This is a genomic window from Paraburkholderia largidicola, from assembly GCF_013426895.1.
Lineage (GTDB): Bacteria > Pseudomonadota > Gammaproteobacteria > Burkholderiales > Burkholderiaceae > Paraburkholderia > Paraburkholderia largidicola.
Map to the genome: position 1 here is coordinate 1,603,503 of NZ_AP023174.1, position 24,630 is coordinate 1,628,132.

The window sequence follows — 24,630 nt, forward strand, 5'->3', positions numbered from 1 at the left end:
CGCTGGATCGGGTTCGACTTCGGGTGGCATCGGCGTATGCAGGCGAGTGCCAATGCGAGTCGGTGAAATAGAAAACACGGGAAACACGGTTTGGTTCATCGTGAGGATCTCTCGCATGCAGTTTGATACAACGACGGAGTCCGCAATGCATGTGCCATCCATCCGCGCATCTTGATGCATGCGTCGGGACACCGACGCCTGCACGACAGTTCAACGCGCACGATAGTGCATCGTGCTAGAACCGTTCGATCATCCCGATCTGTATGCCCCGAACGGGTGCCCCCGGATAAGCGACGGGGATGCCCGTCACGTTCACGCCGCGCAGCGTGAAGGTCGCCTGTCCGCGGTTTTCGAGGTCGGCGGCGCTGAGATAGAGCAACAGTGCCTTCGACACCTGATAGTCGAACGCGATGCTGAACTGGTCGGCATCGTTGTCGCCGCCGCTGCGGTCACGCGCGTGCGCATAGCCGACGGATGCACTTGCTTGCGGCGTGATCTGCCATAGGGCGGACACGGAGAGGCCGTCGTCGTGATAGCGCGGCGTCCCGCCGTCGCCGTTGAAGTACGCAACGAAGCCCGTGAGCGCGCCCCACTGGTACGACGCGCCCGCGAAGTTCGCGCGCAACGCGCCGTCGCCATGTGTCTGCTGGTGCGCGTAGAGCAGTTTCATGCCGCCGAGCGCCCATTCGGCCGTCACGTAGTAGCCGCCGATGCCGTTGCCGTCACCCGGATCGCGCAGCGCGACCATACCCGTGGCGCTGAAGCCGGCAATGGTCGGCGACAGATAGGCGAACGCATTGTCGGTATAGGGCGTGATCTTCGACAGGTTGTTCAGGCCGGATGCGATCGTGCCGGCGCCGAAAGCGTCGAGCTGCCCCTTGAACGGGATGTAGAGAGGCGAATACTGACGGCCGGCGCGCAACTCGCCCCATGCGCCGTGTGCACCGATCCACGCCTGCCGGTTGAAGATGCTGCCCGGCACCGAGAACGCGCCGCCTGCCGAATCGAAACCGTTCTCCAGCGTGAAGACGAGGCTGTTGCCATCGCCGAGCGGCTCGCTGCCGTGCAGGCCGAAGCGCGTGCCGCGATACGCGCCCGAGTCCATGCGCGCGACGTAGCCGCTGCCGGGATTGGTCACTTCGATGCTGGTGTCGATCAGCCCGTAGAGCGTGACGGAGCCTTGTGCACGGGATGGCGACGCAATGACGAGCAGACAGGCGAGGGCAAGCAGACGCCACACGACGATGGACGCTGCAAAGCGTCGCCGCGAAGGGGAGCGTGGATCAGGAAGCGGCAGCCGGCTGGACGTGGCGAACGTTGGCATCTCTCGGGCGATTGTTATGGAGCCGCGACGGCGCAACACCATCGACGACACTGCCGCATGCAGATACCCGCGAATACTAACCGAACATCGAGCCCGCGAGGCGCGTTACATGTTCGTGTAAGAACTGCACCAGCCGCCGGCCGCCACCTGCTTCGTCCCGAACAGCGTGCAGCCGCCCCATGCATCCGTCGGGTTGCCCTGGAACAGCGAGCAGTTGTTGCAGGTCTGTCCCGCCTGGTAGGCCGGAAAGCGCGCCTTGTCGACTTTCGCCGCGACGCTCACGTAGCCGACTGCTTGCGCTGCGGGATCGCTTTCGCTCAGCTTGTCGTCGGCGCGTGCGTCGCGGCTCGTGGCGAGCACTGCGCACAGGCCGACGGCGGAGCCGAGGCCCGCGACGATGAACTCACGCCGGGTTGTTGTCATGATCGGTCTCTCGTGGGCGAGGCGGTGAGGCGGATGGGAAGGACGGCATCGGCCGGCGCTGATTGATCGCAGCGAACACGGCCATCAGCAGCACGAAGGCAAGCACGAGCAGGCTCGCGTTGAGTAGCGCGCGTTCGTAGCCAAGCTCACCGACGTCGATGAACGGATAGGGATAGAAGTCCGACAGCGCGCCGCGCAACAGGGTCAGCGCCAGATAGCCGAGCGGGAACACGAGCCACCCCAGCAGATGGCGCAGCGTCAGATGAAAGCGCGGCACGAACAGCAGCCAGTAGAGCGCGGCGAGCAGCGGCACGACGGTGTGAAGGCTTTCGTTGAGCACCATGCGCCAGCCCGACGGCGTCCACAGATGGCGCAGCAGAAGGTTGTAGGCGACGCCGACGAACACGATATAGCAGGTCACGGCCGTCACGACCGTGGGTTGCCGGAAAAAGCGCACGAGCGGCGGGCCGCGGCGCGTGAAGCAGGCGACGCTGGTGAAGCACAGCGCGCAGACGAAGATGGTCAGATTGGTCAGATAGCTGGTGAGCCGCTCGATGCCATCGAGCACGCCAAAGCCGCGCGACAGCATGCGGTGCACGGTGATGTCCGTCTGCGCGGCAAACGCTAGCCACGCAATCAGCGCGATCGACATGGCCAGCGCGACGGATGCCATGCTCGGCGCGTGCAGCGGCAGCTCGGGCTCGATGATGCCGGCCAGTGGCGTATGGGGACGCGCGGCGGGGGACACGGGCTTCTTCATGCGTCGATTCTATACGCGTGAAGCGACGCGTGCAGGCGCTGCGCGTGCCGAAGCGCAGCCGGGCTATCAGCCGAAATCAGCCCCAAAAAAAGAGCCGGTCCGCGGATTGCCGCGGCCGGCCCGTTACGTCGTCCCGTCACTGTTGATCGGGGACCCAGGAACTCAATGCACGATGTCAGTGACCGTGACCATCATGATCGTGATCGTGATCGTCGTCATCGCGGCCGCACACGTCGTCATGATCGTGATCGCGGCCGTTCTTCGACACACCCGGCAGGCGCTGCGCGACATAGTCGGGCAGATCCGACGTGTCGATCGCGAACACGAAGAACTGGTTCGGATTCGCGATGCCTGCCGGATGGTTCGAGTCGGTGACGGTCGCGATGAAGTCGTTGTCGTTCGCGACGTAGAGCGTGTGTTTCTTCACGCCGTGCACCGTCACGTCCGGACCGAACGCGATGCCTTCGAGCTTCGCGGGAATGTCGTTCGCGCTGTAGCCGTAGGCCGTCAATGCCGCGACGATATCGAGGAACAACGTCTTCTTCACTGCAAACGGCGCAAGGCCGCTTGCGCCGCTTGCCTGGCTCACGTCCTGCGCACCCGTCAGGTCGATGCGGTTGAGCTGCTTGAACACAGCCGTCGAGTTGTCGCCGAGCCCCTTGCCGTCGCGTTCGTCGACGAGCAGTTCATGATCGTTGATGGCCAGCACGTCGCTGATCGTCGGGTACTTCGGCTTGGACGCCGAGCCGATGTTCGTCAGCGGATACGCGTACTGCGTCGTGCGGCCCGTGCGAATGTCGATCTTCACGATGCGCGTGTACGGGCCGTCCGTGCCGCCGTCCTGGATGAGCGGGCTTTGCATCGCGCCGAACAGCGTAGTGCCGTCGGGCGAGATTGCGAGACCTTCCATGCCCTTGTTCGCGACGCGGCCCGACGTGTTGATGCTGATCTCGGTGTCGCCGACAGGCGAGAGCGTCGACACGGCGAACGTGTCGGGCAGCTTGTACGTCGCAATGCGGCGGCCGCTCTTGCGGTCGAAGCGATAGACGTAAGGGCCGTATTCGTCGGAAATGAACACGCTGTCGCCGTCGTTCGCGATGCGGATGCTTTCGGGATCGAAGCGGCCGTCGAGCGGATAGGTCGACAGATGCGTCGGATCGAAGTTGTCCGAGCGGCCCGTGAAGTAGTTCGTGTGGTTATCGCGGTTGAGCTTCGGCGCGCCGTTCGGCACGCCATACGCGGAGCCCGTGCCGTAGACGAGGCGGTCGGACGTATGCAGCAGCGTCGTGTCGACGAGCTTCGGCGTCAGCGTGAACGGCAGCGCCGCACCCTTCGGCGCGTCCTTCAGGTGCAGGCGCAGCGTCTGGAAGCGGTTGATGTACGACGCGGTGTCGTCGATCGCCTTGTTGTACGAGATCGCGTTCGGGCCGCGATCGGGCACGGCGAGGAACGTATGGCAACCCGCGTAGCCGATGCCCGAGCCGAGACCGCCGAGCAGGTTGCCCGGCGCGCCGTTTTCGAGCTTGCCCGACGTCTCTTTCGACTTGTCGGGCAGATTGCCGTCGAGCTTGCCGATGGCGATCAGATCGACAGTAGCGTGAGCGGCGGGCGCAGCGGCGAGGGCCGCAAGCGAGGCGATGGCACCGATCATGGTGCGGGTGAAGAGCGATGAGCGCAGCACAGGAATGTCCCTTTGAAAAAGGAGAAATGCGGGAGCAATGCGATGAAGGCGGCGCCGGGCGCGTACGAAAAAAGAAAGCAGGTGAGCGGCCGGACGCAAGGTTTCTTACTTTTTATTTCCGGGGACCGATACTGCGGGACATGTATGTCCGAATTGTGACGGCGTGCCCCACGCGCGGCGCGCTGTGTGCGCAAGCGCACATTCGTATGAGCAACCGTCATCGATGAAAACGCGCTCAGACCCGTGCCGCATGAACGGGCGCGGTGCAGCGTACGCTGCGATCAGCGCCGCTCACTGATTTCCGGCGCGATGGCCGCGTGGTTCAGCAGCGCGACGAGCGACATGCCGCCCACCACGTTGCCCGCGAGCGTCGGCAGCAGGAAGCGGCCGAAGTAGTCGGCGAACGACGCGTCGCCCGCCAGCACGGCATACGCCACTTCCGTCGATCCCGCGATGATGTGCGACAGCTTCGCCACCGCGACGACCCACGTGATCAACACCACGGTCAAGAGACGCGCGGAACGCGCGCTCGGCAGCAGCCACACCATCAGTGCGATCAGCCATCCGCCGAGCACGGCGCGTATGAAGGTGGGAAAGGTATTGACGGGACCGACGGCGGCGCGCGCCGTCTCGTCGAGCGCATCGACGACTTCCGTGTCGAACACGCCGGGCAGGCGCAGCATCGCGGCGAAAGCCCACGAACTGAGCAGATTGCAGAACAGCACGACGACCCACAGCCGCAGCGCCTTCAGCAGGCAGTCGAGATCGCGTCGCGTCAGCACGGGCAGCACGACAGTCAGCGTGCTTTCGCTGAAAAGCTGCTGACGCCCCATGATGACGAGCACGAAGCCCGTCGTGTAGCCGAAGCTCGACACGAGATGGCGCCACGACGTATCGGGCAGGCCGGCCTGGAGGACGGCTGTCGTGAGAAACGAAAATCCCATCGACAGTCCCGCCGCGAGCGACGACCACACGAGCGCCATGACAGTGCGCTCCAGTGCCGCTTCGCCTTCTTCGCGCACGATCTCGTGCAACATCAACGCATGCGGCGCCGTATGTTGCGCGGCCTGGTCCTTCTCGCCCGCATCGAGATGCGGTGATTCCGCGCCGGCTTTTTCCGGGTGATCGGGCGGCGTGGCACGATCGGTCGTGTCAGGATGTCGTTCGTGCTGGATGGTGTCTTTCGTCATGGCCGCTCGCTCGTGCGCGGTACGCGCGCATCCCATGGCCGTCGCAAAAACGGTGCCCGAAAAGCGCGGGCGTGTCCGCGCTTTTTGTCGGACCAGCGTCGTTCGAGCGACGCGGAGCGCCGTGCTACGATGAACGCGACCGTCATCTGCAACCGTCTGCAAGCGAGACTCAACGCGACATGGCAACCCTTTACGCGAAGCTTGGCGTGTCTCAAGACGCCACCCCGGAAGAGATCAAACGGGCGTACCGGAAGGCCGCGATGAAGTGGCATCCGGACCGCAACGCCGGACAGGAAGAGGTCGCACGCGCGGCCTTCCAGGAGATCAAGGACGCGTACGCGATCCTCTCCGACGACAATCAGCGCAAGGTCTACGACGCTGTCTACGCGCAGGAGATGCGCCAGTACGAGGCGCTCGAAAGGCGTCAACGCGAAGTCGAGGCGGCGCGGGCGCGCAAGGCCAAGGCCGAAGCCGAGGCAAAGTACACGCAGATGGTCGGCGTGGCAATGCGCTATGCCGACGAAGGCCATAACCGCGACGTACTGTTCGGCGTGCTGCTCGGACGCGATTGCGATGCGGACGTGGCGCAGCGCATCGCCGATAGCGTGTGGGCTTTGCAGCAGTCGCGGCGCGCGGCACAGGCAGGTGAATCCGCCCATCCGGCTGAGGCCGATGCTGCAGACCCTGTCGCCACGGCTGCGTCATCACGCGAACCTGTTGCAGAAGACGCGCCTTCGCAATCTCAGCCCGCAGCTACGAAACAGGACAAGCCTGCGCAGGAACCGCGCAGTGCGGGTCTGTTCGATTCGCTGTGGCAGGGCTTTTTCGGCGTACGCTCATAGCGCGCCGCGATTTTTGCTTCACGCCGCGCGCCGTTCAGTATGGCGCGTCGGCCTCACGCACGGACATGCTTCGATGAAAGACGCTTTTGAACGACGCGCGTTGCTGCTGCATCTCGGCGACGCGCTGCACACCCTCTCCACGGCGCTCGCCGCCGACGCAAAACATCACACTGTGCATCATCTGCTGGACGCCCATCCGGAACTGGCCGCACACGCATGGCTCAAGGCCGTCTCGCCGAAGATGAAGGCGGCGGAGTTTGCGAAACGCGCGAGCGTATCGTTTGCGCAATGGCCTGCGCTGCTGCTCGAAGAGCAGGTGGACTACATGCGCCTCGCGCTCGCCGTCCACGACCATCTGTTCGCGGACGATCGCGCCGGCTGGCGCACCTATGTCGATGCGATGAAGCATGAGGTCGAATGGTTCGGCGATGGGCTGCCGTTCACGGAAGAACCTGCACAGGCGGCCGACACGGCGCAGGCATCCGATGAACCCGATCCACGCGCAGGCAATGCCGATATCGAACGTGCCAATGAAGGCAGCGATCCGCAGCGCGAGAGCGTCGAGAGCAACGGCGGTTTGTATCCTGCGTGGCCGTGGAAGCCGGGCGCGTGATACAGCAGGAACGACATCGCCTCGCGATAACCGGTTCATTCCGGCTATAGCGAGGCGAGGGAAGATCACGCATTCAACGACACAACGCGCGATCGGACGAGACGATCAATAACCCCAGCGTTCGCGTCGACGCTCGTGCCACTCATGCTCACGCCACGCTTCGTGACGGCGCCATTCGCGTTCACGCCACTCATGCTCGCGCCATTCGCGACGCGCGCGCCAGTCGTCGCCGTAGCCATAGCCGACGGCAACGGGGGCGGGGGCAGCGTACACAGGCTGAGCGGGTACGATCACACCCGGCACCCCGAGACCGACGGCGACATCGACATGCGCCGAAGCCGCTGCGGAAGCCGCCAGCATCGCCACACCAATCGCTGCACCAAGCATCATCTTCTTCATTTTTTGCTCCCTGCGCATGGATGCGCGTCACTGAATTCGGCTTCAGTCTAGGGGCGCGTGCCGGACACAGGTGCTACAGCAGTGCGAGAAAAGTAACGCAGGGTAACAACGCTCAGGCAGCGCTCACGCCGCACACAGCCTCGGCACGCGATGAAACTGGCGGTCGAAGTAGATGAGGCTGTCGCCGTCGGCGCACACGCGAATCTGCGTGGCCTCGACGAACATCACCGAGTGGGAACCCACTTCCTTCAGATCGACGATCTTTCCCTGCAGGCTCGCGAGCGCGTCGCGCAGCACGGGCACGCCGTGCGGGCCTTCATCCCAGATCGGCAGGCTGAAACGTGCTTCCATCGGCAGTTGCGTGAGACCGGCGAAGTGCCGCGCGAGCAGTTCGTGATGACCCGGCAGCACGTTGATGCAGACGTTGCGATTGCGTTCGAACACGGCATGCATCGCACTCGAACGGTTCATGCAAACGAGCAGTGTGGGTGGTGAATCCGTCACGGAGCAGACCGCGCTCGCGGTGATGCCACAGCGCCCGGACTCGCCGGAGGTCGTGATGATGTTGACGGCCGCGCCCAGATGCGCCATTGCCTGGCGGAACTGCTTGCGCGCGTCGTCGGGGTCGAGCTTGGTCGGGCGTTGCATATCGGACATGTGAGTGGCTCCCTGCACGGTGGTCGCTGTGAGTCGACCGCTTGAATCGACCGCTCGCACGCGATGGTTGTGCGCGCGACGATCCCATGCATCAAGCGTACGGGATGCGTCGCATGAAAAAAATCCGCGCGACTGGCACCCGTGTTGGCACGCTTCCCGACCCGTCTAAAGGTTTTACCAGGTTGCATTTGCCATGCATCTGCGCATCGCGAGCCGGTCCGTACCATAACGCCGTCAGCCCTGAAATAAAGGCTTTGCACGCGAATTTGCGCTGGTTATGATGAGCTTTCTCAAAATTAAACAGCTAACGCGTGGAGACAGCCGGTCGACGTACGGCGCGCGTTGCAGACAGGTTCAAGACATGAGTCCAGCCAGCAAGATCTCACCCGTTCATTCGCCCGCGCCCGTCGTGTATATCGTCGATGACGACAATGGCATGCGCACCTCGCTGGCGTGGCTGCTGGAGTCGGTCGGCGTGAAGTCGGAAGGATTTGCGAACGCCGCGGATTTCCTGCGGGCCTTCGACGCGAACGTACCGGCGTGTCTCGTGCTCGACGTGCGGATGCCGGAGACGAGCGGCTTCGACGTACAGGCCGAACTCAACAAGCGCGGCGCGACCTTGCCGATCATTTTCGTCAGTGGACACGGCGATATTCCGATGTCCGTGCGCGCATTGCAGAACGGCGCGATCGATTTCGTCGAAAAGCCGTACAACTCGCAGCAGATGCTCGAACGCATCCAGCGCGCGATGAAGCTCGCGACGCAACGTCATGCGGCGGATCAGAAGCTTCGCGATCTGCGTCAACGGATCGAATCGCTGACGGCGCGGGAAAAAGAAGTCTTGCGCGGCGTGCTGGACGGAAAGGGCAGCAAGCGCATCGCGTCGGATCTGTCGATCAGCGTAAAAACCGTCGACGTGCATCGCGCGAGCATCAAGGACAAGCTCGGCGCGTCGTCGATCGCGACGCTGGTGCGCGATGTGATGGCCGTGTGGAGTCCGGGCGAGGGCGGGCGCGAATGATATCGGACGGCACGGCTCAAGTGACAGGTGCCGTGCCGTTTTCTGCAGGTTCTATCGCATGTAAAGCCCGCCGTTCACATCCCAGCACGCGCCGTTAGCGAAGTACGCATCGCCCGATGCAAGCAGCACGGCAACCTGTGCAACGTAATCCGCCGACCCGAGACGTCCGACGGGAATGCTCGAGATGACCTTGTCGAGTTTATCGGCGGGCACGCTTTCGTGAACGATGGGCAGATCGAGCGGTCCCGGCGAGATGGCATTGACGGTCACGCCGTGCGCGGCGAGATCGCGCGCGAATACCTTGGTCAACGTGATCGCGCCGCCTTTCGCCGCCGCATAGTGCGCGCCCGTTGCCGAGCCGCCGTTCTGCCCCGCCAGCGAAGCGATATTGACGATGCGCCCCGCACCGCGATCGGCGAAGTACTGGCCGAACACCTGGCAGCCAAACAGCACGCTGCGCAGATTGATGTCGATCACGCGGTCGAACTGTTCGGCCGTGATCTCCATCACGGGCACGACTTTCGAGGCGCCCGCGTTGTTGACGAGCACATCGACACGGCCCCAGCGGGCGATCAACGCATCGCGCGCCGCTTCGAAGTCCGCCTTGTTCGCGACATCGAGCGCGATTGCGCAGGCTGTTTCGTGACCGGCGCTCAACTCGGTGGCCAGCGCGTTCGCGGCATCGAATGCGATATCGGCGAGTGCGACCTTGTAACCCGCGCTGTGAAATTGCTTCGCGACGACGGCGCCCAGTCCGCGCGCCGCGCCCGTCACGATGACGACTCTGTTCGACATGAATAACGATTCCTTCGGTGCGTGCGTTCACCTGAACGCACGCCGTTGATCTCAAGAGGCAGCAAGCGCCGCTTCGAAGTGCGCGGCGACAGCGCAGACCTCTTCGTCCGCGCCTTTACGCCCGACGATCTGCAAGCCTGCCTTCATCGGCGAGCCTTCAATCGGGATCGGCAAGCTCAGCGCGGGATGCCCGCTCAGATTGAACGGACGGATCAGCGACGACATCGTGAGCACGGGCGTGCCGTTGCGCGCGGCTTCGATCGTGATCGGCAAGGCGGGCAAGGTCGGCAGCACCAGAACGTCGGTGTTCTCGAGCGCGCGATCGACGGCGGCCGTGAATGCGCGCCGTGCGCGCTCGGCAGCGTCGAGTTGCGCCTGGGTCGTTTGCACCGCGACGCGCAGGCGTGCGTCGACATCCGCGCCAAGCTTGCCCGTTTCGACGAGATGCGCGAATGCGCGCGCCGTCTCCACATTGATGACGGCGAGGCCCGCTTCGAAGGCTTCTTTCAGGTGGTCCAGCTCGATCGCGCGTGACGCAAAAGCCGCGACCTGCACCGCGCGTTCCACGCCCTGGCGGATGGCCTCATCTGCGTCGACGGAAACGATCGCGACGTTTGCGCTTGCGTTCAGGCGTTTTGCGGCGTTCGTATCGAACGCGGGTGCGATGGCCGCCATTGCATCGACCATCGTGGCGATATCGCGAGTGAACGGGCCCACGCAATCGAGCGTGGATTCACGCGGCACGGCGCCTTTGCGTGACACGCGTCCGAATGTGGGCTTGAGGCCGATCACGCCGCAGCATGCGGCCGGTCCGCGAATCGAGCCGCCCGTGTCGGTGCCGAGCGCGGCATCGACGAGTTTCGCGCCGACTGCCGCCGCCGATCCGCTCGACGAGCCGCCAGGAATGCGCGCGGCGTCCTGCGGATTGACGGGCGTGCCCGTGTAGTCGTTGATGCCCGTCATGCCGAACGCGAGTTCGTGCATGTTGGTCTTGCCAGTGATCCGCCAGCCCGCATCGAGCAGACGCTGGACCACTTCGGCATGCGCGGCGGCGGGCGGCGCGTCGGCAAGCGCGCGGCTCGCACCCGTCGTCGGATAGCCGGCCACGTCGATCGAGTCCTTGATCGCGATGGTCGGGCCTTGCGCGGCAGGGTCCGCGCCCAGCGTGAATTCGCTGATGAATGCAGTCATGAAGTCGTGTCCTTGCGAGCGTTGACTTGCCAGGGCGCATCGAAGAGGCGCTCGGTGCGAAAGTGCTGGATCAGCCAGCTGCGGCCGTTCTGCGCGGGCACGAAGTCGATTTCGAGCCGCGCGGCAATGAGTTCGGCGCGCGCATCGACGTAACCCGACGCCTGCAGCATGATCCAGCGGCCTTTCGCGCGCGCACCGTCGACCTCGATCGTCTCCGACGTCAAAAAATGCACGTTGGTCGTGAAGTGCGGCACGGGCGGCAGATAACGCTGCAGCATGGCAAGGATAGCCTCATGCCCGCGCAAATGGCCAAACTTCTGCGTGTACTGCGGGCCGATGCCTTCCCAGATCGCGTCTTGCGTGAACAGCGCGGCAAGCGTTTCGCCGTCGAGCGCACCCGAGGGCACATCGCACAAGGCCATATAGCGCGCAATGGTCTTGCGCACTGCGTTTTCCGCTTCGAGCGACGCGACGCGGGCCAGCAAGGCTTCAATCGTGTCCGATGGCAGCGTGATCGTGCTCATGGCTCAGGACGCGTTCTGAGCAGCGGGCGGCACCGTCAACGCACGACCGACGCGCGCCTCGATCTTGCCGTAGCGCCACAGGTTGTATTCACCGACGGGCGTGGTGCGATAGAGATTGCACACGGCGACGGCCGTATCGAAATCGGCGACGTCGGCCATGATGTAGAACGTCCACGGCGCACCATCCGACTGGCCGACGACGAGCCGGTCGTCGTCCATCACGCCGAGCACACGCACGTTGTCCATCGCTTCGACAGCGGCCAGCATGCTGGCGTACGCCTGCCACACCTCGCCGATCTTCTCGCGCGGCAAGTCGAAGAAATTCTGCGTGACGCCGCAGCAGAACAGCACACGCAACGGCAGCGAACGATTGTCAGTCATGAAACGAAACTCCCTTGAAAACAGGCCTGAAATGAAAGGTATTCAACGCAGTTACAGATAGCCGGGGATCGGCGGCACGCCGACGAACACGGCGCCCGCGCCGTCGTAATTGCCTTCGCCGAGAAACGCGTGTTGCGTGACGACCATCGCATCGCGCATCAGACGTTGCAGCGGATGCGAGCGATAGATCGCCATCGTGCCGCCGAGCCGGTACGCGCGGCCCACCACGTCCGCGCCTTCGCGCGCGATCTGCGTGGCCGCGAGGCGCAGCAGGCTGACCTGATCGGGCGTCACGTCGTTGCCGGCGAGGATCGACTGCCACACTTCATCCGTCGATTCATAGAAGAACGCACGCGCCGAGCGCAACTGCGCTTCGGCCTTCGCGAGTTCGATCCGGTAGTAAGCGCGGTCGGCGAGTTGCGGCGCGCCTGTCGTCGTCTTGCGGCCGCCCGCCATGTGGTTGGCGACGTCGAGCGCGGCGCGTGCGAGCCCGAGGTTCACGACGGCCAGCACCTGGGCCGCGTACGCGATGGTCGGATAGCGATACAGCGGCTCGTCGACCGTCGGCGTTCCACCGCGCACGAAGGTCCAGTCCTCGGCGACGAACTGGTCGGTGACGCGCAGATCATGGCTGCCCGTGCCTTGCATGCCGACCACATCCCAGTTTTCGACGATCTCGACCTGCGCGGCACGAAACACGGCCGTGCGCGGCTTGCCGGGTGCGCCGCCATCCTTGCCCACGCCGATCCCGACACCCAGCCAGTCCGCGCCCTTGCAGCCGCTCGCGAATTTCCACGTGCCGTGCACGCGCCAGCCTCCGGGTGCGGCTTGCGCAACCTGCACGGGAAAGAGGCCGCCGGCGAACACCTGATCGGGGCCGCTGGCGTAGATCGCTTGCTGCGTCGCAAGCGGCAGCGCGGCGAGATACACGTTCGCGCTGCCGAAGCTCGCGACCCATGCAGCCGAGCCGTCCGCGACGGCAATGCGTTCGATCATCGCGAGGAATTCGCCCGGTGCGCGCGCATCGCCGCCAAAGCGCCGGGGCGTGCCCGCGCGATAGATGCCGGCGCGCTTGAGCTTCGCGATCACATCGCGCGGCACGTGCGACAGCCGGTCGAATTCGTCGCGACGCGCGGCGATTTCGGCGATCACCGTGTCGAGGGGCAAGGCGTCGGCGGTGACGGATTGCAACGAGGGCTCGTTGCAGGCGGCGAGGGCAGTGGCGGCTGACATGTCGATTCTCCTGAATGCGTTTGACGTTGTTGACGTGATTGACGTTCAGGCCAGTCTAGAAACGCAAAAAGGCATCATCAATTGGGGCGCCGGTCCGCGCATCCTGGTATCGACGCCCGCGTACCTAAAGAAATCTTTAGACCCGTGGCGGATAGGGCCGATGTTATGGTTACGCCTGCACTCCAGGTCCGTCGCTCGCGCATCATGAACTTTCCCGCCGAAGAAGATTTTCACCGTCTGCTCGACGCCTTGACGCTGTGCGTGCTGCTGCACGACGCGCAGACGAAGGCGATCGTGTGGGCCAACCGCGCGGCCTGTGTCGCGCTGGGCTTCTCGCTCGAAGAACTGCTGCCGCTCAAGGCGCCCGACATGACGCGCCCTGAGCCGAAGTACCGGCGCGAGATCGGCGTGGCCGCGATGGATCGCGCGATCACGCAAGGGCCGCAGGTGTACGAATGGTGCTACCGCTCGCGTGCGGGTATCGACATGTTGTCGGAAGCGATCGCGACGTATGTGCCCTTGCATGAGCGCGCCGTCGTGATGGTGCAGTTCCGCGACATCACGGAGGAAGAGGCGACGCGGCGCAAGCTGCGCCGCTATGAAACACGCCTGCGCGAATTCATGCAGGATCTCGGCGAAGGCGTGGCGGTGCTGACGCCGCGTGGCAAGCTCGAATACATCAGCGAATCGGGGCGTCGCGTGCTGGGCGTTGGGCCGGGTGAACCGCTCGGCGGTGTGCCCGACTACTGCACGCCCGCCGATCGCAACCGGCTCATCACGCAGTTGCGTCACGCGACTAGCGAGCAGCCGACCCATGCGCAGCGCTACCGGATCACGCGCCGTGACGGTGCAACGCGCTGGCTGCGCATCACGTGCCGGCGGGTAGCGATCGAAAACGAACTGAATGGCCTGCTGATTCACTTTCGCGACATCAGCGACGAGGTTGCGACGGAAGAAGCGCGGCGCACGGAAGCGCGGATGCTCGAATATGCGGGGCGCTATAACGCAATGGGCGAAATGGCCACGGCCATTGCGCACGAATTGAGTCAACCGCTTGCTGCCGTGCGTAATTTCATCGAAGGCGCCATTCAACGGCTGGGTCAGGGCAGCGTCGACTCCGCGATCTGGGGGCTGCGCAGCGCGGACCGTCAGGCCGAGCATGCGGCGCTCATCATCAAGAGCGTGCGCGAGTACATCGTCAAACGCGAGCCGACTGAAACACACGCCGATCTGCGCGACATACTGGGCGATGTCGCGTACTTCATCGAATTGCGCGCGAAAGAAGCCGGCGTGCGCGTGCGGATCGAACAGGCGAGCGAAGCCTTGCCCGTGTTTTGCGAGCGCGTGCTGATCGGCCAGGTGATCTTGAATCTCGCGTTCAATGCGCTCGAAGCGTTGACGGAAACGAAGGCCGCGACGGGCGTCGTGACACTCGCAACAGCCATGGCCGATGGGCGCGCCGAATTGCGCGTGATCGACAACGGACCCGGCGTGCCCGCCGACGCACATGAACGTCTGTTCGACGGTTTTTCGTCTTCGAAGGCGGGCGGCAACGGCATCGGCCTTTCGCTGTGCAAGAACATCGTCACGCGGCACGGCGGGCGCATCTGGGCGCAAGCGGCGGAGGGTGGCGGACTCGAATGCCGCGTTGCCTTGCCGCTTGAACGCGTGCATGCGCCCGATGCCGGCGTCTAGCGTCGTCTCAGCGTCCAAGCGAGCGGGCCGTCTGACCGCCAATGCCGAAATCGGTGTTGGGTATGTCCTTGATCATCACGCGCGTGGCCTGAAGCGGCGCGTCGAGCACGGCGGCGGCCGTCTCGGATAGCGCGGCGATCAGCGCTTCCTTTTGCGCATCGGTGCGGCCTGCGATCAGGATCGCGACGATCACGGGCAGCGAAGGCGGCGCACCACGGGCCGCCGTTTTGCCGCCCAAGCCGAAATGCGTGCCGGGCATCTCGCTCAACAGGATGCGCACGGCTTCGGCCGGCGCGCCGATCGCCGTGACCGTCGCTTGCGTGAGGCCCTGGATCAGCGAGGCTTTGCGCGCTTCGTCGTGTCCATGCGGCAGATAGACTTCGAGTGTGGGCATAGAGGTTCGCTCCTCGCGCGCAGCGGCTTTGCGCAGCCGCTGCGCGTGTTAAAGGATCACAGCAGGAAGCCGATTGCGCTCAGCGCTTCCGTCGAGTCGATCAGGCGAATCACCTTTTCGACGAGTCGCGGTTCGCCCGACGCGAAGCTGATCTTGTGCGTGAGATCGGCGGCGAAGATCGTCGACACGCCGCGCTTGTACGCGACGATCACCTGTGCCGATTTCACTTCGACCACATCGGCGGCATCGCTCGTCAGCGTGAAGCGCGATACCGTGCGCACGGTGCGGGCCGCATCGGAGGCCGAGGCCGAATAGCCCGACACCATGCGCTGCACGCGCAGTTCGCGCATGTGCTGGTCGTCGTACGCGTAGTTCAGCGTTGCGTCGAAGTCGGTGGCTTGCGGATCGATCGGCACGACATAGAAGCCCGATGCGTCCCACAGGTCGAGCCACGCGCGATAGTCGCGGCGGTCGAGCATCTCGGCTTCGCGCCAGATGAATTCGATCGCGCGCGCGAAGGTCTGTTGCGAGAAGAGTGCGTTGCGATCGTCCATCATGCCTGCTCCATCATTGCGCGCCACTGGCGATACGCTTCGCGCATGCCCGTTTCATCCGTTGCGTGTGCGGTCTTTTCGCCGTTCGCGGCCGTCGTTTCGCGATTCAATCCGCGGTTGACGAGAATCGGCACTTCGGGTCCCGCATGCGAGCCGCGCTGCACGCGCTCCCATGCTTCTGCGTCGTCGGGACTGCCGAAACCGAACGGACCCTGGAAGTGCTCGTGAATGCGCAGACGTACACGGTTCGCTTCGTCGGGGCCGCCGTCCATCGCGAGCGCGACGTGACGGATCTCCGTCTCTTCCGCCGAAATGGGGCGCAGCACGCGGAAGAACGCCATCGACAGCGCGAGGTTAGGGAACAGATTCAGGTTGAAGCCGACACCCATCAGCGAGCGCACGATGCGCCGCACTTCTTCCGGCGTGTGACGTTCGGCGAGTTGCGCGGCCAGTTCGTTGAAACGCTCGGGCAGCGGCGCGCCGTCGTCCTTGTCGAGATCGACGAGTTCAGGCACCAGCACCGCGAGGCTGTGCCCGTTGCCGAGCGAGCGGCAGAATGCGTCTTCGCTCGTCATGAAGCTGGTGATCGCGGCTGCCGTTTCGTCGTCGATCGATTTCATCCACGACTTGTGCACGACCGGGAAGTGATACAGGTCCGTCGTGTTTTCGAGCTGGATTTTCCAGTTGCCCTTGAACTTGAACTTGTGTTCGCCATTGGCCTTGATCGGAAAGCCCGCGCCTTGCTTCATGAACAGGTCGATCCACGGCTTGGCGCCGCCGAGAAAATCTTCGAGCGGTTCGACGTTCTCGTCGAAGCTCGCGAAGATCAGCCCTTGGTAGATGCCGACGCGCAGCTTCGCGAGCGGCAGGTCGCCTTTCTCGCACACGCCTTCATAGCCGTCGCCATAGGGCAGCGCGCGCAGCGTGCCGTCGAGCGCATACGACCAGCTGTGATACGGGCAGGTGAAGCCCTTCGCATTGCCCTTGTGTTCTTCGCACACGGTCGCGCCGCGATGGCGGCAGCGGTTCTGCAGCACGTTCACTGCGCCCGTCTTGTCGCGCACGACGATCACCGGTTGACGGCCGATCGTGGTGGTGCGGAAGTCGCCCGGGTTGGGCAGTTCGCTTTCATGCGCGACCCATACCCACGTTTTGTAGAAGATCCGTTCGAGCTCGGCTTCGAACAGGTTCGGGTCGTAGTACAGCGAGGGCGCGATGCGATCGGCGTGAACGCGTTCGCGCAGCGTACTGGTGTCGATGGTTTGCCAGGTAGTGTCGCTCATCGGTGTGATGTGTCGGGACGTCGTTATCGAAAGTGAAATCGGAAGAAAGTGCACACAGGTGGTGTTTCTTTCGCGTTGACATCAGTCTCGCTTTGCACCGATCATGCGTCAAATCGATTAAAAATGAGCTGGCCAATAAGTCCGGCAAATAATGACGACCCAGTCGGAAGCCCACCATGACCTCACTCGATCACGTCGATCTCAACTTGTTGCGCGTGTTTCAGGCGATCGTCGACGAGCGCAGCCTCACGAAAGCCGGCGAACGTCTCGCGCTGTCGCAGCCCGCTATCAGCTATTCGCTGGCGCGTTTGCGCACGCTGTTCGACGACCCGCTGTTCATCCGCACGCGCTCGGGCATGCAGCCCACGCCGATCGCGCTGGAACTCGCGAGTATCGTGGGCCGCGCGCTCGACACCGTGCGCGAAGCGCTGCGTTATGCGGAGAGCTTCGATCCCGCGACGAGCACGCGCACGTTCCGGCTGTCGCTATCGGATGCGGGGGAAATGGCCTATCTGCCCGCGATCTGCGAGGCGTTGCACGAGCGCGCGCCGCGCGTGAAGCTGTCGGTCGAGCCGCTGCCCGTGGAAGAGATAGAAGATGCGCTGCGTTCGAGCAGGCTCGATTTCGCAATCGGCAATCTGCCGATGCTGATGGCGCGCACGCGCCATCAGTTGCTATTCGAAGAGACGTATGTGTGCATGACACGCAAGCGTCGCGGTCTGCCGGCAGGTTCGGCGTTGAGTCTCGAGCATTTCCTGCAGGCCTCGCACGTGCAGGTGCGCTCCGTCGAACACAGTCACCATGCACTCGACGATGCGTTGCGCGCGCAAGGCGTCGGCCGCAACATCGTGCTGCAGTTGCCGCACTTCGTGGCGCTGCCTGGCGTGCTCGCCGTGACCGACCTGTTCGCGACGTTGCCGCAAAGGCTTGCGGGCATTCTCAACGGCAACGACGCGTTTCGCATCTACACGCTGCCGGTGCCGATTCCGCAGGCCACGGTGACGATGCACTGGCACGAGCACTTCCACGAAGACGAAGGCATCGCGTGGATGCGCGATCTGATGGCGGAAATGGTGAAGCGCTTCGACAAGAAGTAGCGTCAGAGGTCGAGCACGAGCACGGGTGAGCGGGAGCGCGACACGCAGCAGCAGATCACGCTGTTGCTCGCGCGTTCCGCCTTGCTCAGGCAATGGTCGCGATGTTCGGGTTCGCCGCTCACCACGTCGACCATGCAGGTGCCGCATACGCCTTCGCCGCACGACGTGTCCACTTCGATGCCGATCGCCGCGAGCGCCTCGACGATCGAGGTCTTGCTGTCCACGCGCACGGTCTGGCCACTGCTGGCCAGTTGCACGTCGAAGCTGTCGAGCGCGGCATCGCTGCCGGGCGTTTGAGGCTCGGCGGTGAAACGTTCGAGATGAATTGCATCGGCGGGCAGGCGCGTTTCGCCCGCCGCGACCACGCGATCCATGAACGGCACCGGGCCGCATGTGTAGACATGCGTGCCTTGTTGCGCATCGGCAAGACATGCGGCGAGTTCGGTATCGAGCGCATCGGGCTCGATGCCGAAATGCAGTTTCGCGTACGCGTCGAAAGGCGCGCGCGAGAGCAGCGGAAGAAACGCTGCATGTTCGGCGCTGCGGGCGAAGTAGTGCAGTTCGAACGGCACGTTCATCTTCTGCAGCCGATACGCCATTGAAAGCAGCGGCGTAATGCCGATACCCGCGCCGATCAGCACATGCCGGCTGGCGTTGTCAGCGAGGCGAAACAGATTGCGCGGTGCGCCGACGGACAGTTCGGTGCCGATCTGCACGTCGTCGTGCAGCGAACGCGAGCCGCCGCGCGACTGCGTTTCTTTCTTGACGGCGAACAGATGCGTATCGCGGCAGTCGGGGTCGCCGCATAGCGAATACTGGCGCGTGACGCCCGAGGGACTCGTGACGTCGATGTGCGCGCCGGGTTCGTACGCGTCGAAAGGCGCGCCGTCGAGGCGAGAAATGGCGAATGAGCGGACGCCGTGTGCTTCGTCGCGCACAGCATCGACGCGAACCTTGAACGATTGAGCTTGCATGATGCGATCCAGTCTGCTGTTAGGCCGATTCGCATTCAGCTTAAGGTTCGCGCCTGGATCAGGCAAATCGATTAAAAATAGTCACCCGCATCAGTCCGTTCGATAATACGTACCGGTGCGCTTACCGGTTGACGTCCACCACGAGCCGCCCGCGGATCTTGCCATCGAGCACGTCCGGCGCCGCCGCAAGCGCCTCTGCGAGGCTGATCTCCTTGACCATCGGCGCCAGCCGCGCCGTGCTCAGGTCTTGCGCGATGCGCTGCCACGCTTCGACGCGGCGCTCGTGCGACGCCATCACGCTGTCGATGCCCGCGAGCGTCACGCCGCGCAAAATGAAGGGCGCGACGGTGGCGGGGAAGTCCATCCCTTGCGCGAGTCCGCAGGCGGCGACGATCCCGCCATACGCGGTGCCCGCGCATGCGTTGGCGAGCGTGTGACTGCCGACGGCATCGACGGCGGCGACCCAGCGCTCCTTCGCGAGCGGCTTGCCCGGCCCGGACAGTTCCGCGCGGTCGATGATCTCCTGCGCGCCGAGTTCGCGCAGATAGTCCGATTCGGCAGGACGGCCCGTCGATGCGATCACGTGATAGCCGCGTTTCGCGAGCAGCATGATCGCGACGCTGCCGACGCCGCCCGCCGCGCCCGTGACGAGCACCTTGCCTTGCGCCGGCGTGACGCCGTGACGTTCGAGCGCGAGTACGCACAGCATGGCCGTGTAGCCTGCCGTGCCGACGGCCATCGCGTCGCGTGAAGTCAGCGGAGCAGGCGTGCGCACGAGCCAGTCGCCGCTCACGCGCGCGCGTTGCGCGAGTCCGCCCCAATGCTTTTCGCCGACGCCATAGCCGTTCAGGATCACGTGGTCGCCGGCTTTCCATTGCGCATGCCCGCTCGCTTCGACGACGCCCGCGAAGTCGATGCCGGGCACCAGCGGAAAGCTGCGCACGACGGGTGAGCGCCCTGTGATCGCGAGTGCGTCCTTGTAGTTGAGCGTCGACCATTCGACACGCACGGTCACGTCGCCTGCGGGCAGGTTCGCTTCGTCGATGTCGGTGATGGACGCGCGGCTGCCGTTGTCCTGCTTCTCGATCAAGATGCCTTTCATGGTCCCGTCCGTTGAGTTCGCCTTGCTTGGGTGGGTATTAGTCTAGGCGAATGCGGGCCGTCTGGCCTGGCTTGCAGTGTTCAACAATGCAGCGGGTCGTTGCGTTCGACGCGCGAGTGGGCGCGCCTTCGAAGCGCGTCGAAGCGGCGTGAGCGTGCAACTGGGCAAACGGCGCGTGCCGTTCGTCTTTCGTCGCATGAATGAGCCGTGCGGTGGCGGCGTGCGCTAGCGGGTGTAATAGCCGCGCTGCTGCATGCACTTCGAGTAGGCGGTCCAGTAACGGACCATCGGCGGCTCGGGGGGAGGCGGTGGCGGCATGGCGGCGAGCGAAGCCGCCGACGGCATGCTGGCTCCCGAAGCCGCGAGCGCGCCCGATGCAGGCATCGCGCCCGAAGCCGCGAGCGTGCCCGAAGCGCCCGATGCTGCGGCGACTGTCGACGGAGCCGCTACGCCGCTCGCACCGCTTGCTGCCGTTGCCGTCGCTGCGCCGCTTGCGCCCGCGGGCGCGGATGCCGCCATCGCGCCCGATGCGCCGGAGGCGCCCATCGCGGAAGGCAATGGCGGATTGACAGGCAAGGGCGCAACGATAGGCCGCGGCGCCGCGGCCGCCGCTTTGCCGGGTGGCGGCGGACGTTGCGACTCGCGCGCCATGTTCACGTGCGTCGTCTTGTTGGCGTCCGCGTAGCACGCAGCGTTGTCGACGGCCTGTTGTCCCGGGCTCTGGCTGCGTCCCGGATAGGTCAACGGCTGCTGCGCAACGGATGTGCCGCTGACGATGAAAAGCGCGATTGCAGCATGGGCGAAGCGTGTCATAAGCGAGCGGACTCCCTGGCGAAGTCTTGGTCTTGTCGGCGCGAATTCGCGTCGCGAGGTACGCATGAAGCCATGACGTAGAACATGGCCGTTGCGGCCAGTCAGGCCATCGCAGGCCGAAGGGTAGCTATTCCAGCATATCGCCTCACGGCAGCGAAGCACGCCAGAAGCACGCCATTCGTCGCCATTTTCCGTGTTGCAACGCGATATGCGTCACGGCGTGATCAATGCAGCAGGCCGAACACGGCGACGCCGTTGGTCGCGCCGACGTAGACCTTGCCGCGCGAGATCATCGGCGTGATGAATTTGTTGCCCGCGCCCCACTGGTCGCGGGTTCCTGCCTGATTGCTATTGTAGAGTTCGCTTGCGAGATTGGTCGCGTCGTAGGCGTGCAGCGCGCCCGTCGTGCCGTTTTCCGCAGCCCACAGTATTGCGTTCGATGTGCCGTTCGCCGATATCGCGGGAACGGCACCCGGATAGGCGAAGGTCGTCGGGCTCTTCGACGCAGCCGTGCTGGCAAGCATCGCGTTGGTGACGGGCAGCGCCTTGATGTTGTCGTTCAATGCGCCGTAGTAGACGGTGCCGTTGAAATAAGCGGGCGAACCCCAGATGCCGCCCGCCAGCGTACCTGTCAGCACTTGCCAGATGTTGTTGGCGCTCGCATTGAATTTGCCCATTGCGTCGCGATCGACGACATAGATCTTGTTGTCCTTGCCCGCCGCCACGGCGAGATGCTTGATGGTGCCGTCCGCTGCCTTCTGATCGGGCAACAGCATCGCACCGCCCGAGCCGAAGTCGCCGTCTACGTTCGCGAGTTGCACGACGTCGAGCGGTGCGAAGTAGTCGGTCACCTTGAGCGGGCTGGCCGAAAGCTTCATGAACGAATTGCCGTAATCGCTATCGACGGGGAAGCCGTTGGCATCGAGCGTCGTGCCGAACGTGCCGTTGCCGTCCACCAGATAAACGGACGTGCCATCCGATGCCATGCCCGAGCCCGCCATCCACACCGAACCCTGATGACCATTCGGCGCGACATTGACGACGCCTGTCTGCTGCAACGTGTCGGCGCTGTAGCTCATGATCCAGCCCGTGTACGCGCCCGCCATGCAATGCGCCGTCCAGCCCATGAAGATGTTGCCGTTCACGAGCGTCAACGCGACGCGTTCCGTGTGCAGTGATGGATCGAAGGTGAGCACGCCGTTGACGCTGTTGCCGCCCGTGCCTTGCGCGGTTGCCGCGATTTCGGTCGGGCCGCCGAAGAGTTCGGCGCCGTTCGCGAGATCGAGTGCATGCAGGCGGTGATGAATGCCGCCGCTCGCGTCCTTCGTCATCGCGACCGCGTACAGCACGCCATTCGATCCGCGACTGCGGTCGATGACGGGCGTCGACGTAATGCCGATTTCCGGCGTGATGTCGTTGCAGCCGCGATTGTCGCTGGGTGTTTCGTTCGCGCCCGTCAGCGAGACTTTCCACAGTTGGGCGTAGTTGTCGGCGTCGTAGGCGTAGACGCTGTTGTGCTCGGTCACGACATAGATCACGTTGTGCTTCGTGCCGTTGATCGAAAGATTCGTGACCGACAGCGGCTGGCCATCTACCTTGCCGTCGGCGGGCAGAAACGCGACCTTGCCGAACGATGCCGAATTGACGTTGGACGGCGTGAGCGTCGTTTCGGCGAGCATTTGACCGGTGCGCGCGAGATCGTTGTGCTGTGTCAGCACGTCGGTTGCGACCGACGCTGCCGGCGATGCGCTGCCGCCCGAACCCGATGTGCCGCTGCCTGAACCTGAGCCTGAACCCGACCCCGTGCCGCTCGTGCCGGCATTGCTGGCGCTCGCCTTGTCCGACGAGCCGTTGCCGCATGCCGTGCAACAGAGCGCGAGCGTGAGCGCGACGGCAGCCTTGCAGACGAACGCGAGCGTGCGAGGGGTATCGCTCGTCGAAGAGACCTGGGATGCTGACAGCTGTCGATGCATGCGCATGTCTCCCCACGCCCCAAATGAGCGTCCTCGCATGGCGGCATGCGTGTTATTGCTGTTTCCTGCTGCGCTTGCCAATCTTTCGATGGTAAGGACGACGGCGCACGCTCAGGCGACATCGCTTCGTCTGTTTCCGCCAGACAACTGCTTTTCTCGTGAAGGCGAATGACCGTGGCCGCGAGAACTAGTGCTGCCGATAGACTTGCGAGTCGTCGCTCGCGGGCAATGCGGCGGGGCTCTCGGGTGGAGACCAGGCCTGAACGGTGGGAGGAGGAGCCGTGTGCTGCACGGGCTTCGTAGTGTTTTTCACAGGCGTGCGTCGTGCCGCGACGGTGGTCGTGGTGGCCTTTGCCGGCGGCGTCTTGCTCGCGACCTTCACCGGCTTGCGCGGACTTTGCGCGTTGGCTTGCACACAAGGCGAACGTGATCCGCAGGCGGTATTCGCCTGCTTCGTGCTGGTTCGATGTTCAGGTTGTGCGGCCGTCGTGCTGTGAGCGCGCGTAGGCGTTGTGTTGGCGAGCTGGCGTGTACGCGGCGCGGGCTGAGGCAGCGGCGGCGCGAGTGGCTTTGCCGCAAGCTGATTAGTCTGTTTCGTCTGTTTCGCAGGTGCCTTGCCCGGCGCTTTGGCAGGCGACGCCGGTGGCGACACGGGGGCCGTCGCTACCGGCAAGCTAGGCGTGCTGCTGGCGACTGTGCTGCTGTGCGCGTTGGCGGACTGATGAGCGGCGGCGCCTGCCATGACGGCCGTATCGGTTGCATCGCGGCTGCGCAGCGCTTCGATCTGGTCTCGCAGGGACCGCGCGAGTTCTTGCGTGCGATCGGCGATCGTCGGCCGGTCGTGACGCGGCATCGCGCGCAGTTCGTTCTGCGTGACGATGCGGCGCAAGCGGCTTTGCATCGCGTCGCGCTGGGTCAACGTAATGTAGGTGCCGAATGCAATCGCGAAGCCCAGCAGCACGACAGCGGCACCCGTGCTCAGTTTCCAGTCGGGCGTACCGACTGATGTCGGCGCGGCGATACGGCGCGGCCTTGGCCTGATGCGCCTGAAAAGTGGCGGATAAGTCGGTAACGCGTCGGCGGCATCATCGGCCGGGTTCGCGCTCATGTGAGGCGCTGAAGCGTCGAGCGGGAAAAGCACATCGAGCGGCGGAGCTGGATGATCTCGCGGCGCTACCAGGTTCGTCTCCTGCGTCGTGTCGCATTGCTCGTGCGGCGGCACTGGACGCTTGCGAATCGTGTCCATGGACAGACTCCCATGCCGGCACGCGTGACGGCATCGCACATTCTTCTCGTTGGCAACCATCGTGCGCAGGACATGGCCTTGTCACGACGCAATGCGTCGCACGTAATCGCAATGGTCGCTATGCAATATGGGTCAGCTTTCGCGAGAGGTCAATAAAACTCCGCTATTCGATTGAAAAAATCGGGTTTGCGTGTATGTGAATCGCGACAAACGGATTGGATTTCCCAAATTGAGCAAGCAAATCGTCAATCACAACTGATTCAGGCGATTCGGAAAATAGACAGAAATGCATTGAGCGGGTGATGTGTGCCTTTTAAAAATAGAAAAGAAAATGAAAAAAAACGGTCTAGTCGCTTTTCGCCATTCATGTTTCCCTATTTATAGCATATTGAAAGATAAGGCAATTTTGACCTGAAAAACGTGCGTCTCGTGCAAGTTTGATGCGGCAGTTATCACTTCATGTGT

The 24,630-nt window shown here is 63.9% G+C and carries 25 protein-coding genes; 5 read left to right on the forward strand and 20 right to left on the reverse strand.

From position 1 onward, the window contains the following. Positions 1–235: 235 nt before the first annotated feature. From PPGU16_RS07165 to PPGU16_RS07185, 5 genes are all read right to left on the reverse strand, one after another. Positions 236–1,324, reverse strand: a complete 1,089-nt coding sequence (locus tag PPGU16_RS07165; protein WP_243460576.1) for a porin — start codon at positions 1,322–1,324, stop codon at positions 236–238. A 105-nt stretch (positions 1,325–1,429) separates the two neighbouring features. Continuing rightward, positions 1,430–1,747 carry a high-potential iron-sulfur protein gene (locus PPGU16_RS07170; RefSeq protein WP_180722299.1) on the reverse strand — a complete coding sequence of 106 codons (318 nt, stop codon included), beginning with the start codon at positions 1,745–1,747 and terminating at the stop codon, positions 1,430–1,432. Beyond that, positions 1,728–2,507, reverse strand: coding sequence for a Pr6Pr family membrane protein (locus PPGU16_RS07175; RefSeq protein ID WP_180722300.1), 780 nt, complete (start codon positions 2,505–2,507; stop codon positions 1,728–1,730). Before PPGU16_RS07175 ends, PPGU16_RS07170 begins: the two co-directional genes overlap by 20 nt. A gap of 175 nt (positions 2,508–2,682) precedes the next feature. After that, a complete protein-coding gene (locus PPGU16_RS07180) occupies positions 2,683–4,188 on the reverse strand; it encodes an esterase-like activity of phytase family protein (RefSeq protein WP_434064411.1) in 1,506 nt (501 codons plus the stop codon). Positions 4,189–4,469: 281 nt separating this feature from the next. Then, positions 4,470–5,378 carry a formate/nitrite transporter family protein gene (locus PPGU16_RS07185; RefSeq protein WP_180722301.1) on the reverse strand — a complete coding sequence of 303 codons (909 nt, stop codon included), beginning with the start codon at positions 5,376–5,378 and terminating at the stop codon, positions 4,470–4,472. A gap of 179 nt (positions 5,379–5,557) precedes the next feature. Between PPGU16_RS07185 and PPGU16_RS07190 the strand changes: the two genes are divergently transcribed. Continuing rightward, entirely contained in the window at positions 5,558–6,220 is a 663-nt protein-coding gene (locus PPGU16_RS07190) for a J domain-containing protein (protein WP_180722302.1), read from the forward strand. Between the two features lie 73 nt (positions 6,221–6,293). Continuing rightward, a complete protein-coding gene (locus tag PPGU16_RS07195; protein ID WP_180722303.1) occupies positions 6,294–6,833 on the forward strand; it encodes a hypothetical protein in 540 nt (179 codons plus the stop codon). A 105-nt stretch (positions 6,834–6,938) separates the two neighbouring features. Here PPGU16_RS07195 and PPGU16_RS07200 read toward each other — a convergent pair whose 3' ends face one another. Beyond that, complete coding sequence (locus PPGU16_RS07200; RefSeq protein ID WP_180722304.1) at positions 6,939–7,232, reverse strand: hypothetical protein; 294 nt, start codon at positions 7,230–7,232, stop codon at positions 6,939–6,941. A gap of 123 nt (positions 7,233–7,355) precedes the next feature. Continuing rightward, positions 7,356–7,889: a 4-hydroxyphenylacetate 3-monooxygenase, reductase component gene (gene hpaC, locus PPGU16_RS07205; RefSeq protein WP_180722305.1), complete on the reverse strand. Its 534-nt coding sequence runs from the start codon at positions 7,887–7,889 to the stop codon at positions 7,356–7,358. A gap of 361 nt (positions 7,890–8,250) precedes the next feature. Here hpaC and PPGU16_RS07210 point away from each other — a divergent pair, with 361 nt between their 5' ends. Further along, positions 8,251–8,910, forward strand: coding sequence for a response regulator transcription factor (locus PPGU16_RS07210; protein ID WP_180722306.1), 660 nt, complete (start codon positions 8,251–8,253; stop codon positions 8,908–8,910). 51 nt (positions 8,911–8,961) lie between these two features. Here PPGU16_RS07210 and PPGU16_RS07215 read toward each other — a convergent pair whose 3' ends face one another. From PPGU16_RS07215 to PPGU16_RS07235, 5 genes are read right to left on the reverse strand one after another with little or no spacing between them, the layout of a single operon-like run. Next, on the reverse strand, positions 8,962–9,705 hold the full coding sequence (locus tag PPGU16_RS07215; RefSeq protein WP_180722307.1) for an SDR family NAD(P)-dependent oxidoreductase: 744 nt from the start codon (positions 9,703–9,705) through the stop codon (positions 8,962–8,964). Positions 9,706–9,756: 51 nt separating this feature from the next. Next, on the reverse strand, positions 9,757–10,896 hold the full coding sequence (locus tag PPGU16_RS07220; RefSeq protein WP_180722308.1) for an amidase: 1,140 nt from the start codon (positions 10,894–10,896) through the stop codon (positions 9,757–9,759). Beyond that, on the reverse strand, positions 10,893–11,420 hold the full coding sequence (locus PPGU16_RS07225) for a nuclear transport factor 2 family protein (RefSeq protein WP_180722309.1): 528 nt from the start codon (positions 11,418–11,420) through the stop codon (positions 10,893–10,895). Before PPGU16_RS07225 ends, PPGU16_RS07220 begins: the two co-directional genes overlap by 4 nt. Before the next feature lie 3 nt (positions 11,421–11,423). Continuing rightward, positions 11,424–11,801, reverse strand: a complete 378-nt coding sequence (locus tag PPGU16_RS07230; RefSeq protein WP_180722310.1) for a hypothetical protein — start codon at positions 11,799–11,801, stop codon at positions 11,424–11,426. 51 nt (positions 11,802–11,852) lie between these two features. Beyond that, the gene (locus PPGU16_RS07235) at positions 11,853–13,034 is read right to left on the reverse strand and encodes an acyl-CoA dehydrogenase family protein (RefSeq protein WP_180722311.1); all 1,182 of its coding nucleotides are present in this window, start codon (positions 13,032–13,034) and stop codon (positions 11,853–11,855) included. A 204-nt stretch (positions 13,035–13,238) separates the two neighbouring features. Between PPGU16_RS07235 and PPGU16_RS07240 the strand changes: the two genes are divergently transcribed. Continuing rightward, a complete protein-coding gene (locus PPGU16_RS07240) occupies positions 13,239–14,729 on the forward strand; it encodes a PAS domain-containing sensor histidine kinase (RefSeq protein WP_180722312.1) in 1,491 nt (496 codons plus the stop codon). 7 nt (positions 14,730–14,736) lie between these two features. Here the strand turns inward: PPGU16_RS07240 and PPGU16_RS07245 are convergent, their stop codons facing one another. From PPGU16_RS07245 to PPGU16_RS07255, 3 genes are read right to left on the reverse strand one after another with little or no spacing between them, the layout of a single operon-like run. Then, positions 14,737–15,123: a tautomerase family protein gene (locus PPGU16_RS07245; protein WP_180722313.1), complete on the reverse strand. Its 387-nt coding sequence runs from the start codon at positions 15,121–15,123 to the stop codon at positions 14,737–14,739. Between the two features lie 56 nt (positions 15,124–15,179). Beyond that, a complete protein-coding gene (locus PPGU16_RS07250) occupies positions 15,180–15,680 on the reverse strand; it encodes an aromatic-ring-hydroxylating dioxygenase subunit beta (RefSeq protein WP_180722314.1) in 501 nt (166 codons plus the stop codon). Beyond that, positions 15,677–16,960 carry an aromatic ring-hydroxylating oxygenase subunit alpha gene (locus PPGU16_RS07255; RefSeq protein ID WP_180722315.1) on the reverse strand — a complete coding sequence of 428 codons (1,284 nt, stop codon included), beginning with the start codon at positions 16,958–16,960 and terminating at the stop codon, positions 15,677–15,679. Before PPGU16_RS07255 ends, PPGU16_RS07250 begins: the two co-directional genes overlap by 4 nt. 176 nt (positions 16,961–17,136) lie before the next feature. On the opposite strand from PPGU16_RS07255, the gene PPGU16_RS07260 reads away from it, so the two are divergent. Continuing rightward, positions 17,137–18,057, forward strand: coding sequence for a LysR family transcriptional regulator (locus tag PPGU16_RS07260; protein ID WP_180722316.1), 921 nt, complete (start codon positions 17,137–17,139; stop codon positions 18,055–18,057). Between the two features lie 2 nt (positions 18,058–18,059). Here PPGU16_RS07260 and PPGU16_RS07265 read toward each other — a convergent pair whose 3' ends face one another. The 5 genes from PPGU16_RS07265 to PPGU16_RS07285 form a co-directional block, all read right to left on the reverse strand. Next, positions 18,060–19,031, reverse strand: coding sequence for a PDR/VanB family oxidoreductase (locus PPGU16_RS07265; RefSeq protein WP_180722317.1), 972 nt, complete (start codon positions 19,029–19,031; stop codon positions 18,060–18,062). Positions 19,032–19,152: 121 nt separating this feature from the next. Further along, positions 19,153–20,133: an acrylyl-CoA reductase (NADPH) gene (acuI, locus tag PPGU16_RS07270; RefSeq protein ID WP_180722318.1), complete on the reverse strand. Its 981-nt coding sequence runs from the start codon at positions 20,131–20,133 to the stop codon at positions 19,153–19,155. Between the two features lie 225 nt (positions 20,134–20,358). Then, positions 20,359–20,946, reverse strand: coding sequence for a hypothetical protein (locus tag PPGU16_RS07275; RefSeq protein WP_180722319.1), 588 nt, complete (start codon positions 20,944–20,946; stop codon positions 20,359–20,361). 224 nt (positions 20,947–21,170) lie between these two features. After that, positions 21,171–22,919 carry a PQQ-binding-like beta-propeller repeat protein gene (locus PPGU16_RS07280; RefSeq protein ID WP_180722320.1) on the reverse strand — a complete coding sequence of 583 codons (1,749 nt, stop codon included), beginning with the start codon at positions 22,917–22,919 and terminating at the stop codon, positions 21,171–21,173. Positions 22,920–23,106: 187 nt separating this feature from the next. Next, positions 23,107–24,165 carry a hypothetical protein gene (locus PPGU16_RS07285; protein ID WP_180722321.1) on the reverse strand — a complete coding sequence of 353 codons (1,059 nt, stop codon included), beginning with the start codon at positions 24,163–24,165 and terminating at the stop codon, positions 23,107–23,109. Between the last annotated feature and the right edge of the window lie 465 nt (positions 24,166–24,630).